Source organism: Clostridium carboxidivorans P7 (assembly GCF_001038625.1).
In the GTDB taxonomy this organism is placed as follows: domain Bacteria; phylum Bacillota; class Clostridia; order Clostridiales; family Clostridiaceae; genus Clostridium_AM; species Clostridium_AM carboxidivorans.
Genome location: NZ_CP011803.1, coordinates 2,804,278 through 2,820,129 on the forward strand (window position 1 = coordinate 2,804,278; position 15,852 = coordinate 2,820,129).

Consider the following 15,852-nt stretch of genomic DNA (forward strand, 5'->3'; position numbering starts at 1 on the left):
TGTAGTTATTTTTTTAAACATGCTAAAATGAGGTACCCAAAAAAGATACCTCATTAAAAAGAAACTAAATTTATGTAGATTAAAAATTTAAAAGTATTTCACCTATTCTCTAACTAAACGTGGTATAAATTTAACCTCCCCAATAAATTCTAATATCTCGAATGAAAGTAAAAGATTAAACACTAAACCACTACTTTTTAAATTAACATTCATTATTTCTTCAGCTTTTTTAATCCGATAAAGCAATGTGCTTCGATGAATATGTAATACCTTTGCTGTTTCTATCTGATTTTTTTCATAGATAAGATAAGTATAAAGACTATGTATAAAGTCAGTATTATGTGTTCTATCGTACTTTAAAAGTTCTAAAATTGACGGATGGCAGAAAGCTTTCAAGTTCTCATGCTTGGAACAAACATCCATTATGTGATATTTCGCATAATCCTCATATGAAAAAATCACTTCCTTTTTATTCAATTGAATACCTATTTCAATAGATTTTAATGATTGTTTATAGTATTTCTTTAAATACTTTAAGTTATAAAAGCAATAACTTAATCCACTATGCATCTTATTACTTTTTAAAAGATTTCTTAACTTTTTCTGATCAACTTTATACAGTGGCTTTTCATCACTTGCTATAGTGATCAAACATAAAATATTATCATTATAAATTACAGACTTGCCATTTTTAATCATATTCTCTATGACATTTCTAATATATGGAAGATTAGTATTTACTTGTTCAGCCTGATTAACAGCAATTGTAAATACACAAAATTTTTCTTCCAGATCTATATCTAAAGCTTTTATCCTATCCTCAATAATTAAAGGATCTTTAACTCTTCCTTCCAGCAAGTCTAAAAATAGAGACTCATATAAAAATCCTCTTGAATTAGCAATAAGCCTGTCCTTCTGCATTTCTAATGAAATAACTTTAGATAAAAGAATAATAATTTCATGATCTTCTTCTTCAAAATTCCTTTCAAATTCTATTACCGTTAAGTGTCCTACCTTTTTATCATCAATAAATATCTTTGAAACCAAATACGCATATTTATCTACGTCTTTACTAATATATCTTGGAACGTTACTTTTGTATGATTGTTCAAAACCCCTTTTTTCTCTCTCTTTAATATAAAAGCTATTATAGTTTTCAATAGGATCTTCATAAATCCACTTTTTTAAATCATCATCCATTTTTGCATTTTCTGAGCATAGAATAACATTTAAGCCTATATCACTTAATAAAATCATATTTCCAAGCATTTCATATCCCTTATTTATTATTTGCTGTAACCCTTTTCCTTCCGCAAGCAACTCAAAAAGTATTGCAGTATTTTTCAAAAGCTGCTGGTATTTATCTAAAATAGTCTGTATTTCATCAACAACTAATTCTATATCTTCGTTATCATTCAATACTAACATATTGATGTTTAATTTTTTTGCTTCCTCTAAAGGGTTAACACACTTACCTACACAAAGTATATTTAAACATTTTATTTCAGGTGACAAATTTAGAATAGTTGAAGCATCCATAACATATAGAGTATCTGACTTAATATTTGATTGATTTTGTTTATACACTGTCACATTGTTAATCAACACATGTTCTTGTTGATTAATGTAAAGCTCTAAATTTTTCTTTTTTAATTTATTTTGGATTTTTCCCATGCTCATTTCCATAAAACATTCATTCCTTTCACTGTACTCAAATCACAAAATAGATTAAAATGATTAAAATCTGTGAATAATATAGAAAATTATACAGATGAGAATTATATTTATGAAATATTATAAGTTGTGAGCTAGAATTTTAATAATTAATTATAAAATCATTATAAAAATTATAACATAAAAGAATAAGAAAATTGAGAGTCAAGTTAATTTTTTTCTCATCAAATCTTTTCCAACTAAACCTTTGTTTCAGAAATAACTTCGATAAAAGGAAAAGCCTGTGTTAAATTCAACACAGGCTACTAATTATTAAAGCTATTTTTTACAATGATTATAATATCCTTTACTTCATCAAAGCCTTATGGTAAGTCTTTTTCCCTTTACGTATTTTAACACCATTTTTTAGTTGTTCTAAAGTAATATTACAGTCAATGGATTCAACTTTATCATCATCAATGAATACACCACCCTGTTGAACTACACGTCTTGCTTCACTCTTAGATGCAGTTAAACCACATGCTACCATTAAATCTAAAATACTAATAGCACCATCATTTAACTGGTCATCTGAAATTTCAGTAGTTGGCATATTGGAATCATCTGTACCACCTGCAAAAAGAGCATGAGAAGCATTTTTTGCTTTTTCAGCTTCTTCTTCACCATGAACAAGCTTAGTCAATTCATATGCCAATATTTCCTTAGCCTCATTCAACTTACTTCCTTCCCATTTGTCCATTTCATCAACCTGTTCAAGTGGCAAGAAAGTAAGCATACGTATGCACTTGAGAACATCAGCGTCAGCAACATTACGCCAATATTGGAAGAATTCAAAAGGTGAAGTTTTATTAGGGTCAAGCCATACAGCTCCACTTGCAGTTTTTCCCATTTTTTTGCCTTCAGAATTCATAAGCAATGTAATTGTCATGGCATATGCATCCTCACCTAACTTATTGTGAATAAGTTTCGTACCTCCCAACATGTTAGACCATTGATCATCTCCACCAAGCTGCATATTACAGCCATAATTTTTGTGAAGATGATAAAAATCATAGGATTGCATAATCATATAGTTGAATTCCAAGAAAGACAAACCCTTTTCCATTCTCTGCTTGTAGCATTCTGCACGTAACATATTATTTACAGAAAACCAAACTCCTACTTCACGAAGTACTTCAATGTAATTCAATTTTAAAAGCCATTCTGCATTGTTAAGCATGATTGCCTTGTCATCACCGAATTCAATAAATCTTTCCATCTGTTTTTTAAAACAATCACAGTTATGCTGAATTGTTTCAGGTGTCATCATAGTACGCAGGTCAGTACGTCCAGATGGATCACCTACATGGCCAGTTCCACCGCCCAAAAGAACTATAGGTTTATTCCCAGCCATTTGTAAACGTTTCATAAGACAAAGAGCCATGAAATGACCTGCATGTAAAGAGTCAGCAGTTGGATCAAAGCCAATATAAAAAATTCCTTTACCATTATTAATAAGTTCTTTAATTTCATCTTCGTCAGTAACCTGGGCAATCAAACCACGAGCTACTAGTTCATCATAAATTTTCATTGTAACAACTCCCTTTAATATTTAGTAATGAAACTCCTCCTCCTTATAGTCGGATGAGTAAGCGATCATCTCAAAATCATAGATTTTGGATGCCTGCTTAATAAAAAAGCCTTCTGTTCCAATTGGAACAGAAGGCAAAAATTGCGGTACCACCTCTGACTTAGAAATTCCTCACAGAATTTCCCTCACTGAGTGCAATCACACTCTCACGCTGTATCGGGCGTCCCCGTCAAGCCCTACTATAATTCAGGCAGCAGCTCCAGGATGTATTTCGAATCAGTGCATTTGCATCTTCTCACCAACCAGATGCTCTCTTAATAACATGAAACTGATCTACTTCTTTCCTCTCATAGCTTTTTAATAATTTAATTAAATTATAATTTATAAATTTAAAAAAGTAAAGTCACAAAATATCATATATGTTACATTTTATAACTTTTTAATTAATATATTTAAGAATATCTTTTGACAAAGTTTCTTTAAGAAGCGATATCAGTTTACTCTTTTCCACTTATCCTAATATCCCTCTTCAAATATTTCTTTTGAAACATACTCAATTTCAGGAAATAGTTGTGCATAATTTATACCATATTTTCTAAGTTGTTCTGTAATATCTTCCCTTGAATCTTTGCATATTATAAGTTTTTCCATGTAATCAGAACTATCTGGAAGCTTATCAAATTCAATCATATTATCGGTATATGGAAAAATTGTAAATACTCCTTTTTGAGCCACAATTCTTGCACTGTTCAAAGGTCCATAAACTGCACAAGGCTTCTTATTGACAAATCCACTTTGTTCTGGTCCAAACATCTCATATACTTGTTTTTCCTCTACATTAGGAATATACCCTAAAGGATAGGCATTATTAAAGTTAAAAGCTTCATTTAATTTAACAGGATTTAAACACCAAACCGCAGGATCTTTATCCAATTCTTTAGGTGTTGCATCTACATTAATGGCAAAAATAAGTGCAACTAGTGCATCCTCAGACCAATCCATAAGTCTTGTAGGTACGCCATAATGCTGCATTAAAAACATCCAGTCCCAATAACCAGCAAGTCCCTCTGAAAAAGGGTATGATGGTAACTGTCCTAAATAAGGTATTGCTTTTGATTTAAATTTTGATAAAAATGTTGTCTCATAATTCACATTCAAATCATTTCTAGAAATAGAAGGCAGCATCTTATAATCCTGGGCCCTAACACCTCTGTACCAAATTTTCGAGCTATATTTAATTGTGTCATCATTCTGATCTTCTTCCCAAAACTTTTCATAAATACTATCTATAGCATTAAGATATTCTTCAACAGTCTTTATCTTACCTTCACACGGATTCACTTTTTCTTTTTCTACTTTCACTACTGGTTCAATTTTTTGATTATCTATATTAACTGAATTATTTATATGATTTCTACTCATCTTTAATCCTCCTAATAGCTTCTTGGTCTATAATATGTAGAATAAATCTGATGAGTGATAATAAAAATATGGAAACATTAAAATCTTTAGTATATACTGTAAAATGTATATTGATATTTGATTGAAGGTGATTTTTTATGAAAACAGGAAAAGTACTAATAGTGGATGATGAAATTAATATAACAGAACTCATTTCTGTAAATCTCGAAGAAAATTTTAATGTAGTATGCTGTCATAATGGCTTAGATGCAGTAGAACTTGCTAAAAAAGAACTTCCAGATATTATACTGCTAGATATTATGATACCGGGAATTGATGGATTTGAAGTCTGCAGAAGAATACGAAATGATGAAGCCACTAAAAAAATACCCATAATAATGCTTACAGTAAAAAAAGAGGAAAATGATAAGGTAAGAGGCTTAAAACTAGGTGCAGATGATTATATAACTAAACCTTTTGGAATAAATGAATTATTAGCTAGAATAGATGCTGTGCTTAGAAGATCAGATATGATATCTGCTTCCAACACAAGTGACAATATAATGCAAATAGGTGATATAGAAATTGATACTGATAAGTATGAAGTTAAAAAGAAAGGAACTGTTATAGAACTTACTTTAAGGGAATTTAAGTTATTACAAACCTTGGCTAAAAATAAGGGAAATTTAGTTTCAAGAGAAGTTTTGTTAAGCGAAGTATGGGGATGTGGTAATTTAGGAGATTCAAGGACATTGGATGTACATATAAGAAAGTTAAGAAAAAAATTAGAGGATAATGATAAATTTCCGAAATACATAGAAACAGTAAGAGGCCTTGGATACATGATTAAATAGTAGATTATAAGATAAATATTATATTAGAAATAGGTGATTTGATGAGAAGAAAGTTATTCATTACTTATATTATTTTGGTTATGGTGGGTTCTTTAATTACAGGAGCATTGTGCTTGAGTTTTGTAAGAACCTACTATGTGAAGAATATTCAAGATAAACTTGTTAGTAATGGAAATTTGATTACCACTACTCTTTTAAATTTAGTAGATGAAAAAAATGAAATTGACTACATGGCTATGGCTCAAAAATTTTCTTCTCAAACCAATGCGGAAATATCTTTTATAAATGATAAAGGTTATATTCTAGCTGATTCTAGTGACAGCTTAATGCTTGAAAATCAAATTAACAAACCAGAAATACAAAATTGTCTGCATGGTAAAACTGCAGTTAGTGATAGATACAGTAAAGTTAAAGGTGAAAGATTTATTTATGTGGCATTAAGTCCCGTAAAAATATATGATAATAAGGTTATAGTACGACTTGGAATGTCTCTTAAGGGTTTTGATAACCTTAATAAAGTGTTCTTGAGCTGCACTTTAATTTCTATACTTATAGGGGTTATTGTAGCAGTAGTAATTGGATGCTTTTTTTTAGACAATATGATGAACCCCTTGCAAAAATTAAATAATGCAGCTAAGAGAATATCTAATGGAAATTTTAATCATAAAGTAAGGATTAACACAAAAGACGAACTTGAGGAGCTTGCAAATAGCTTTAACAACATGTCTTCTACAATAAATAATGTAGTATCACAATTAAACTACAGAAATCTGGAGTTAAATTCAATTTTAAATAGTATAACCTATGGAATATTAGTAATAGATATCAACTGGAATATAATACTTTCAAATCCTGCAGTTATAAAAATACTAAGGCTAGATAAAAATTTAAACATAGGAGATAACTTAAAAAACAGCATAGAATCGCAAGAACTCTATAATTTAATTGAAGAAACATTTGATAATAATGTACATAAAGAGAAAGAATTAGGTCTGAGAGATAATGATGATAAGATATATAAAGTATATACTAAATTAATAGATTATGATGTTGAAAATTTAGTATATGAAAAAGGTATAGTAATTATTTTACAAGATATTTCAGAAATTAAGCATCTTGAAAAGATGAGAAGTGAATTTGTGGCTAATGTTTCTCATGAATTAAAGACACCACTAACTACTATAATTGGTTTTGTTGATACTTTAAAAAGGAAACCAGGAGAAGACAAAGAAAAGAGACAAAGGTTTTTAGGTATTATATCTGAAGAAGTAGAAAGATTAAAAAGACTTATAGAAGATATACTTTTGCTTTCTCATCTAGAAAATCAATCTTCTTCAAACAATCTAGAAGAAGTAAATATATATAAAGAGTTAGATGATATCTTATATATGTTAACTCCTTCAGCAAACAGAAAGAATATAGGTATTAATTTAATTATAGAGAAAAATTTCACATTATATGTGAAAAGCAAGGATTGGTTTAAGCAAGCTGTAATGAATCTTATAGATAATGCAATAAAATATACGCAGCCAGAAGGACACATCAATGTTTCAGCATATATAAAAGAAAATAATGCTCTTATTATTGTAAAGGATAATGGTGTTGGTATACCAAAAGAAGATATATCAAGGGTTTTTGAAAGATTTTACAGGGTAGATAAATCTAGAAGCCGCAGTGAAGGAGGAACAGGACTTGGATTAGCTATTGTAAAACATATAGTTTCCGAATTAGATGGCAGTATATATTTAAATAGTGAGTTAAATAAAGGCAGTGAATTTATTATACAGCTTCCTTTAAATAAATTAGATGCTATTTAAGTACAGCTTATTATGGCAAGTAAAGAAAACGTTGACAATGGATATTAAATCATATATAATGTTAACAATGTTAATTTTGTTAACAATGTTAATTTATTTAATAATGTTAACAATGTTATATATGGTTTTAAATATTAAAATATTATTGATTTGGAGTTAGTTGAGATATGATTAAATTTTTAAAACCATCAAGTGCAAAAACTTATTTACCAGAAAAAAGCATAGACAAAGGATACAAAAAACTACGATTTCAAGTGCTTATAACTATATTTATTGGATATGCTGCTTATTATTTTGTAAGAAAAAACTTTATACTAGCAATGCCTTATTTGGAAAGTGAAGGTTTAGATACAGGAAAATTAGGGTTTGCTGCTGCAATTTTACCTTTTAGTTATGGTTTAAGTAAATTTTTTATGGGAGTTGTTTCAGATAGAAGTAATGCTAGAATATTTTTTTCTCTAGGTCTTATATTGTCTAGTATTATAAGTATTTTGCTAGGGACTACAACAAACATAAACTTAATAATTGTTCTTATGTTTATCAATGGTTGGCTTCAAGGAATGGGATGGCCCGCTTGTGGACGAGTAATGTCTCATTGGTTTTCAGATAGAGAAAGAGGTATGAAAATGTCCATATGGAATGTATCTCATAATTTTGGAGGAGGAGTTTTAGCTACTATATCCAGTATTGGAATAATTATTTTTGGTACCTGGAAAAGCTTATTTTACTTCCCTGCAGCTATTTCCATATGTATAGGTATAGCTTGCCTTATATTCTTAAGGGATACACCTCAATCCTGTGGATTACCACCAATTGAAGAGTATAAGAACGATTACCCTGAAACAAATGTGGATGATAGAGAAAGAGAACTACAAGCACATGAAATATTGTTTAAATATGTATTGAATAATAAGTTTTTATGGTATTTAGCTATAGCAAATATATTTGTATATATGGTTCGCTATGGAGTTCTAGATTGGTGTACTTTTTATCTTACTACAGTAAAAGGAGCTCCTCAATGGCTTTCACAAAGATGCTATTCTTTATACGAATATGCTGGCATACCAGGAATATTAGTTTCAGGTTGGTTAAGTGATAAATACTTCAAAGGCAGAAGAGGTCCAATTTCAACTATTTGCATGACTTTTGTAACATTAGCTATATTACTTTATTGGATGAATCCAGAAAATAACTACAGCGTTGATGTTATAGCTTTAATACTCATAGGCGGCCTCATTTATGTTCCAGTAGTTCTTGTTGGAATTGCAGCTATAGACATAGTACCTAAAAAAGCTGCTGGCACAGCTGCAGGATTTACAGGTCTATTTGGTTATTTATTTGGTACAGCCCTAGGCGATTGGTTAATAGGTGTGATACTTAAGTATAATGGTTGGAATTTAGTTTTTTTGATGCTTATTTGCGCCTGTGTTTTAGGAACATTATTCCTTGCACTAACTTGGAATCTTCATGATAGAGAAAAGCTTGATGAAGAAGATGAATACATTATTTAATTCATATCTACATTATAAAAAGTGAAAAACTCTAGGATTAGAGTTTGAAATATATTACATAATCAAGGGGGAATTTTTAAATGTTTGGAATTTTTAAACCTGCACCTCATATAAGTAGGCTGCCAGAAGAAAAAATCGATTCAACCTATAAAAGATACAGAATACAGGTTTTTTTAAGTATCTATTTAGGTTATATGCTTTACTATTTCGTTAGAAGTAATTTCTCATTAGCAAAAGCTTATCTTATACATCAAGGTTTTACTAAAACAGAACTTGGACTCGTAGCTTCAGCACTTGGACTTGCCTATGGTATAAGTAAATTTGTAATGGGTAATTTATCAGACAGATCAAATCCAAGATATTTCCTAGCTGCAGGATTGATACTTTCAGGAATTGTAAATTTATTTTTTCCAATTACAAAAGGCATAACTTTTTTATTTGCATTAATGTTCTTAAATGGATGGTTTCAAGGAATGGGATGGCCTCCATGTGGAAGAACAATGACTCACTGGTTCTCTGATGGAGAGCGTGGTGTTAAAATGTCTATATGGAATACTGCACATAATGTTGGTGGTGGATTCATAGCTGTTATTGCATTAGCTGGTGTTTCAATATTTGGAAGCTGGAAAGGATTATTTTATTTACCAGGCTTAATAGCAATCGTAGGTGGTTTATTGTACATAATATTTGCTAAAGATACTCCACAATCTGTTGGACTTCCTCCAATTGAGGAATATAAAAATGACTATCCAGAAGTAAATGTTGAAGATAGAGAAAGAGAAATGACAGGTAAAGAAATATTGTTTAAGTATGTATTAAATAATAAATATTTATGGTATATTGCTCTTGCAAACGTTTTTGTGTATCTTGTCAGATATGGAATTATAAACTGGGTTCCAACTTATTTACAAGAAGCAAGACATTTTTCTCCTAAAGATACAGCTATTGCTTTTCAAATCTATGAATATGCAGCCATTCCAGGAACTATAATAGTAGGTTGGATAAGTGATAGATTTTTCAGCGGCCGTCGTGCTCCAATAGGTATAATTTGTATGATTGGTGTCACTTTTGGTGTATTTATTTATTCTCACAGCACTAGTCTTCTTGTAATAAATATTACACTAGCAGTTATAGGTGCATTAATATATGGCCCAGTTATGCTTATAGGTGTAAGCGCATTGGATATGGTACCTAAAAAAGCTGGTGGTACTGCTGCAGGATTTACAGGTCTATTCGGATATATGGGTGGACAAGTTGCAGCTGAAATAGTAATGGGTATAGTAGTAGACAAGTTTAGCTGGAATGGTGGATTTATGCTAATTTTAGCCGCATGTGTACTTTCTATAGTATTTTTAGCCTTTACATGGAATGTTCATGATAGATCTAAATACAATAAGGATAATGAATTACCTGCATAGGATTAATTCTGAAATAGAGAGCTGTCGCACTAAAATAATTAGTGTGACAGTTTTTTTGCGTAAAAATCAAGTGATTCTTAGACTCAGGTGAGTTTGCTTGTGAGGAATACCTATCTCCACTTGAGTCTTAGAAGAACTTATCCAGGCGCGTAGCAGTGCTTATCCCCCAATTGAAGAAGATGGGTGTATTAGCAATGGTAGCGATCGGATAAATGTTCTAGTGTTAATTATAATTAGCAAAGAGAACGTCCGTAGGTTTGTGTAAAATAAAATAGACAAGTAGAAAATTAATTGGAAATTACTATAGGAATTGAGTCCTGTAGTAATTTTTATTTTTTGGGGAATAACTAGATAATAAGATAGTATAGCTTATTTATGTTATTATTATTTGTAATATCTTCATTATTATTCATCTTTATTCAAAATAGTACAGGCTTTATTGCTTAAATATATTGTTCAATTCTTTCTCCAAACATTATACTAAGTTGTGCTAAGGTACTAGGCCAATTTTGTTTAGGCGATGTCCATTTAACCATTATCTGTTCTGTAGCCAAGTATAAAGCCTTTGTAAGAGAGTCATCTGTAGGAAATACGGTCCTTATTTTAGTGAATTTTCTAAGTTGTCTGTTGAAACCTTCTAAGGCATTAGTGGTATATATTATTTTTCTTATATCTTGAGGAAAATCAAAATATGTTGACAGGTTATCCCAATTGCTATTCCATGATTGTATTACTATTGGATATTTATCTCCCCACTTAGCTTCCAAAGCTTGCAGTGATTGACTTGCCATTGTTTCATTTACCGCCTGATATATGCACTTTAGATCCTTTAAAAAGGCTTTTATATCTTTTGAAGGTATATATTTTATAGAATTTCTTATCTGATGTACTATGCAGCTTTGTATATTTACTTCAGGAAAAACAGCTTTAACAGCATCAGAAAGACCTTTAAGACCATCCATACATGCTAGGAGTATATCTTTAACCCCTCTATTTTTAAGATCGTTGCATACAGATAACCAAAATTTAGCTCCTTCCTGCTCACCAACCCATATTCCTAATATATCTTTATAACCTTTAACATCTAAAGCCATACAAATATATGCTGCCTTGCTAACAATTCTATGTTGATCTCTAACCTTAAAATGAACTGCATCCATATATACTATAGGATACATAGGGTCTAAAGCTCTATTTTGCCAGGCATTGGCTGTATCCATTACTTTATCAGTGATTTTGGATATCATTGAAGGGATTATATCTACTCCATATAGTTCATCTATTTCTGACTTAATATCATCCACAGACATTCCTCTTGCATATAGTCCTATAACCTTTTTATCAAGTTCATTACACACAGTTTCGTATTTCTTAACAATCTTAGGCTCAAAATTTGCCTTTCTATCCCTTGGTACATTTACACCTACTTCTCCAAAGCTGGTTCTAATATTTTTTGAACTGTATCCATTTCTATAATTTCTATCTTCTCCATTCTGCCTCTCATATTTTTCGCGTCCAAGATGTTCCTCCATTTCTGCTTCTAAAAACTGTTGAATTATACCACCAAATAGTCGCTGCATTAAGCCATTCTTACCAACTAAATCCTCCATACTTTTGCATTTGTTTAGCTCCTTTTTTAAATCAATATCAGGTATCTCTAATGAATTCATAACTTTCTCCTCCTAAAAAATCTTTTGTAGTTATTCTTTCCACAAATACCAGCTATACATACATAAAAAGAACATCCTTAGATTTGATTTACACAAATCTAAGGATGTTCCCTTAGCAAATGTCCTCAAGTCCAAATAAAGCTGCTCCAATTGCTCCAACTATTTCTGGCTCATCTGAAATAAATAATTTATCTCCTATTCTTTCTTCTAAAGCTTTTACAACTCCTATATTCTGCGCAACTCCCCCTGTCATCATAAATTCACTTTCTCTCCCTACTCTTCCAAGAAGAGCATTAGTTTTACTGGATATAGATTGATTTAAAGCATGGATAATATCAGCTTTTTCTTTATTTTGTGCAATAAGCGAAATTACTTCTGACTCAGCAAAAACAGAACACATGCTGCTTATTTTTATATCTTCTTTCCATTTTAAAGATTCTGGTCCCATATCTTTTATATCTATTTCCAGTGTCCTGGCCATCATTTCTAAAAATCTTCCTGTTCCTGCAGCACACTTATCATTCATTACAAAATCAATTACTTCACCTTTTTCATTTAGTTTAATAACCTTGCTGTCTTGACCACCAATATCTATTATTGTTCTAATTTTAGGATTTATATAATGAGCACCTTTTCCATGGCAGCTTATCTCTGTTACTTCTTTATCTGCAAAAGCTATACTAACTCTTCCATAGCCTGTAGACACAATTAACGAAAGCTCCTCCCTATCTAATCCAGCCTTTTTAAGCACTTCATCTAAGGCTCTTTTAGCACTTTCGCTGCTTTTAGCTCCAGTTCTTACTACAGTATAAGCTACAATTTTCTTATCATTGTTTAAAATAACAGCATTAGTTGATGTTGAACCACTATCAATTCCCATTACATATTTTGTGTTTTCATCATTTCCTTTAATACTTTTTTCCATAATATCATCACCTGTTTCATTTTTAGCATTTAATGCTTCAATAAAAGCTTCAACTCTTGTTTTTATTTGTCCTTCACACTGCTTAGTATAATCTGTTTCTACTTTTAATAAAGGAACATCATAATTTTCTTTAATATCTGCATATTCATAAGCATAAATATCACAGAATTTAACCGTATGATAAATAATTCCATCTAAATTTTTCTTCTGCTTCTCAAGGAAATCATTTCTTTCACTAATATCTGTCATATGCAGACATGGAAATTTGCTTAACAATTCTTTTATATATTCATGATATATATTTTCACCTTTTAAGTTGTATTTACGTTCATCCCCAGTGCATGAAATATTAAATAATATATTAGCATCATATTTCTTAACTAATTCAATTATTCCCTCATTACACCTTGCACCCATTAATCCTATATTTAACCCTTTTGAAGGCTTAATGGATGGTATCTTTAATGAATCACATACTTCTTTAAGTTTTTTCTCATCAAAGCTTTTACCACTAAATCTTTCATAAGCATATACCATTTTCTTAACTGTATCTTCATAAATTTTTATAGATTCTTCATTTACCTTTCTTGGTAAATCCAATATATAAATAAATTTGTCTGAAAAATTATCTTTTAATGTATCATAAAGTCTTCTAGTACTGTCACAGCAGCTAGTTAATATTACTCCTTCATAATCGTTCATAATCACATCTTCTACTACACCCTTAACATAAGAACATAAATTAGTATGCATCATGGTTTCTGCTTTATCATAGCTTGTCACATTGGGCTCAATTTTCTTTACCTGGACTCCTAAACTTGTAAATATCTCTAAAGGTACATATTTGCATGCATATCCAATCATCTATTTGCCTCCGTATTCTTTAGTATTTCTAAAAATGCTTCTAACCTTGTTTTCAACTGACCATCATGACAATTTCGCCTGTCCATACAATCACCATCTAAAATAAGCATTGGTATACTTTTTTCCTTCATCGTTTGTTTAAGCTGCATTACTCCACCTGAAGATTGTTTACAGCCCCAGTGACAGAAATGAATAACTGCTTCAGATTGAAGGGTATCAACAGCCTTTTCAATTGCTTTAATCTTTCTTTCATAAGGACCATTATATATATTTAAAATAAGCTTTTTAGCTAATGCCTCCAGTGGATGTTCTATATCTAATTCCTCCATATAATCAAAGTTTATGTCATAAGATTGAATTTGGTATTTAGGGTTAAAATTAAAATATTCTTTCATTGTTTCTTGATAATATGGTAAAAGATGAACCCAAAATATTTTTACTCCTTCACTTTCAGGATACTTCTTTATATCCTCCGCTAACAGCTTATAAAAATCATAAATTTCTTTAGTTCCTATACCTACATGAGCTGCAAAGAGCATGTACATATGTAATGTTAAAGAGCTTGGATAATATTTTGTTCTTTGATATTTTAAGTATTCTTTAAAAAACTTCTTAGATTCATTTTCCCTTTTTAATATTTCCTTTAACTTATCCTCATCAAATTTTTTACCACACTTTTCTTCAAGCATAGCAATCATATGTTTTAATTGAGTTACAACATATTTTTCACCCTCTAAAGAATATTCATAAGGAATATCTAATATATATGAATCTAAATTATGTTTTTTAGCAAGGTAACGTATTGTATTAACATTACCATCACAACAAGTAGATGTTGTAAATGCAAATTTAGGTTTAGGAAGTATGCCACTTTCAACTGTTCCAATAAAACCTTTATGGTAAGAGCATAAAGTCTCTGCTATACCCATATTTTCAGCATATTCATTTACAAAATCTTCACATTCAAATCCCGACATAAAACATGCCATACATTCTATTGATAAAGGATTTATATCAAAGCACTGTAATATTTCCACTGGAGTAAAAATATTAATCCATGCAGAATTCTCTGGCTCCTTTAAAGCTCTTAAGATTGAATTAATAGCTATTAAACTTAAATTTGTATAGGCTTTAGGAACTTCCTTAGATGACAATTTTACTATTTGCTTTTCCAAAAAAAGACCTAATTTAATCATCTTGTATGCTGTTTCAGGATTAGTTTCAGCTTCTTTCTTAGTTAATTCTTCATATTTTTTTACTATACTCATACTTCACCTCATTTTTATGACTAATTTTCAGGTTTAACACATTATTCCACTTTATTCATATAAATCTCCTGCTAAACCTATTAAAATATCTCTTCGTACTATCTCATAGTTTGCATTTTTCTTTTCAATTGCTCCTCTTTCAGTAAATTTATTTAATGTTCTTAATAAATGCCTATAACTTGTTCCTAGTAGCTCTGACATTTCTGTTAAATTACAATCCTGTATGATTTTAGTTTCTTCACCCTTATCATTGATAGATATAGCTAAAATATAGCTTGCTAACCTATTTTCCAAAGGGTACAAAAGATTTATTGAATTATTATCTGTATTTCGAGCAAGTTTTTTACCTAAGCTATTTATGATGTATCTTAAAAACTTACCATCATCCATTAAGCGCTCTCTAATAATATTCAAATCAATAGATATACAATAAGTTTCCTGGATAGCCTGTATATTGCAGTGAAATTTATTTAGCTTTATGCATTCAAGATCTCCAATCACCTCTAAAGGACTATTAAAACTAAGCAGTAACTGTTTACCATTGCTTAATATAGTATAAACTTTTGCTCTTCCTAATACTAAAAAATATAATTTAGTTATATCTTCATCTGACCTACAAATGTGTTCTCCTTTATTAAACTTCCAAAGCTTCATATACATTTGCATATTATCTGTAAACATATCATTTAAACTGTATTTTTTAACATAATAATCAATCTTAGCATCATCAATAATTTCTATCATCAGCTCTCACCTTTACCATTTCATTGTACAAAGTTCCCATTACTTCCCTATATAAATATAACATATATTTCATCATATATGACATATGTCATAGTACTGAATTTTATTATTATGGTAATTTAATATTAGTTATTTT

General features: G+C 30.3%; 11 protein-coding genes and 1 other annotated feature. Of the genes, 4 read left to right on the forward strand and 7 right to left on the reverse strand.

Going from position 1 to position 15,852, the window contains the following annotated elements:
• Positions 1-102: 102 nt before the first annotated feature.
• The 3 genes from Ccar_RS12300 to Ccar_RS12310 all read right to left on the reverse strand — a co-directional run bounded on the left by Ccar_RS12300 (position 103) and on the right by Ccar_RS12310 (position 4,666).
• Positions 103-1,686 (reverse strand): PucR family transcriptional regulator, encoded by a 1,584-nt coding sequence (locus Ccar_RS12300; RefSeq protein WP_007063486.1) that lies wholly within the window; start codon positions 1,684-1,686, stop codon positions 103-105.
• A 334-nt stretch (positions 1,687-2,020) separates the two neighbouring features.
• Entirely contained in the window at positions 2,021-3,244 is a 1,224-nt protein-coding gene (gene tyrS / locus Ccar_RS12305) for a tyrosine--tRNA ligase (protein ID WP_007063485.1), read from the reverse strand.
• A gap of 127 nt (positions 3,245-3,371) precedes the next feature.
• Positions 3,372-3,604, reverse strand: a binding site (T-box leader).
• A gap of 156 nt (positions 3,605-3,760) precedes the next feature.
• A complete protein-coding gene (locus Ccar_RS12310) occupies positions 3,761-4,666 on the reverse strand; it encodes an FRG domain-containing protein (protein WP_007063484.1) in 906 nt (301 codons plus the stop codon).
• A 137-nt stretch (positions 4,667-4,803) separates the two neighbouring features.
• Here Ccar_RS12310 and Ccar_RS12315 point away from each other — a divergent pair, with 137 nt between their 5' ends.
• The 4 genes from Ccar_RS12315 (at position 4,804) to glpT (ending at position 10,245) form a co-directional block, all read left to right on the forward strand.
• Complete coding sequence (locus Ccar_RS12315; protein WP_007063483.1) at positions 4,804-5,499, forward strand: response regulator; 696 nt, start codon at positions 4,804-4,806, stop codon at positions 5,497-5,499.
• A gap of 41 nt (positions 5,500-5,540) precedes the next feature.
• Positions 5,541-7,316, forward strand: a complete 1,776-nt coding sequence (locus tag Ccar_RS12320) for a HAMP domain-containing sensor histidine kinase (protein WP_007063482.1) — start codon at positions 5,541-5,543, stop codon at positions 7,314-7,316.
• A 167-nt stretch (positions 7,317-7,483) separates the two neighbouring features.
• A complete protein-coding gene (gene pgtP / locus Ccar_RS12325) occupies positions 7,484-8,827 on the forward strand; it encodes a phosphoglycerate transporter protein PgtP (RefSeq protein ID WP_007063481.1) in 1,344 nt (447 codons plus the stop codon).
• A gap of 80 nt (positions 8,828-8,907) precedes the next feature.
• On the forward strand, positions 8,908-10,245 hold the full coding sequence (gene glpT, locus Ccar_RS12330; protein ID WP_007063480.1) for a glycerol-3-phosphate transporter: 1,338 nt from the start codon (positions 8,908-8,910) through the stop codon (positions 10,243-10,245).
• 443 nt (positions 10,246-10,688) lie between these two features.
• On the opposite strand, the gene Ccar_RS12335 is transcribed toward glpT, so the two are convergent.
• The 4 genes from Ccar_RS12335 to Ccar_RS12350 all read right to left on the reverse strand — a co-directional run bounded on the left by Ccar_RS12335 (position 10,689) and on the right by Ccar_RS12350 (position 15,716).
• Positions 10,689-11,915: an IS256 family transposase gene (locus Ccar_RS12335; RefSeq protein WP_048030066.1), complete on the reverse strand. Its 1,227-nt coding sequence runs from the start codon at positions 11,913-11,915 to the stop codon at positions 10,689-10,691.
• Positions 11,916-12,027: 112 nt separating this feature from the next.
• Entirely contained in the window at positions 12,028-13,704 is a 1,677-nt protein-coding gene (locus tag Ccar_RS12340; RefSeq protein WP_007063690.1) for an acyl-CoA dehydratase activase, read from the reverse strand.
• Positions 13,701-14,972 carry a 2-hydroxyacyl-CoA dehydratase subunit D gene (locus tag Ccar_RS12345; protein WP_007063689.1) on the reverse strand — a complete coding sequence of 424 codons (1,272 nt, stop codon included), beginning with the start codon at positions 14,970-14,972 and terminating at the stop codon, positions 13,701-13,703. The genes Ccar_RS12340 and Ccar_RS12345 overlap by 4 nt, the downstream gene beginning before the upstream one ends.
• A gap of 51 nt (positions 14,973-15,023) precedes the next feature.
• Entirely contained in the window at positions 15,024-15,716 is a 693-nt protein-coding gene (locus Ccar_RS12350) for a cyclic nucleotide-binding domain-containing protein (protein WP_007063688.1), read from the reverse strand.
• Positions 15,717-15,852 lie beyond the last annotated feature (136 nt).

Excerpts from the sequence above, each read along its gene's own strand:
- glpT (WP_007063480.1), top strand. The coding sequence starts at position 8,908 with ATGTTTGGAATTTTTAAACCTGCACCTCATATAAGTAGGCTGCCAGAA.
- Ccar_RS12340 (WP_007063690.1), bottom strand. The coding sequence starts at position 13,704 with ATGATTGGATATGCATGCAAATATGTACCTTTAGAGATATTTACAAGT.
- Ccar_RS12310 (WP_007063484.1), bottom strand. The coding sequence starts at position 4,666 with ATGAGTAGAAATCATATAAATAATTCAGTTAATATAGATAATCAAAAA.
- tyrS (WP_007063485.1), bottom strand. The coding sequence starts at position 3,244 with ATGAAAATTTATGATGAACTAGTAGCTCGTGGTTTGATTGCCCAGGTT.
- Ccar_RS12350 (WP_007063688.1), bottom strand. The coding sequence starts at position 15,716 with ATGATAGAAATTATTGATGATGCTAAGATTGATTATTATGTTAAAAAA.
- Ccar_RS12335 (WP_048030066.1), bottom strand. The coding sequence starts at position 11,915 with ATGAATTCATTAGAGATACCTGATATTGATTTAAAAAAGGAGCTAAAC.
- Ccar_RS12345 (WP_007063689.1), bottom strand. The coding sequence starts at position 14,972 with ATGAGTATAGTAAAAAAATATGAAGAATTAACTAAGAAAGAAGCTGAA.
- pgtP (WP_007063481.1), top strand. The coding sequence starts at position 7,484 with ATGATTAAATTTTTAAAACCATCAAGTGCAAAAACTTATTTACCAGAA.
- Ccar_RS12315 (WP_007063483.1), top strand. The coding sequence starts at position 4,804 with ATGAAAACAGGAAAAGTACTAATAGTGGATGATGAAATTAATATAACA.
- Ccar_RS12300 (WP_007063486.1), bottom strand. The coding sequence starts at position 1,686 with ATGGAAATGAGCATGGGAAAAATCCAAAATAAATTAAAAAAGAAAAAT.
- Ccar_RS12320 (WP_007063482.1), top strand. The coding sequence starts at position 5,541 with ATGAGAAGAAAGTTATTCATTACTTATATTATTTTGGTTATGGTGGGT.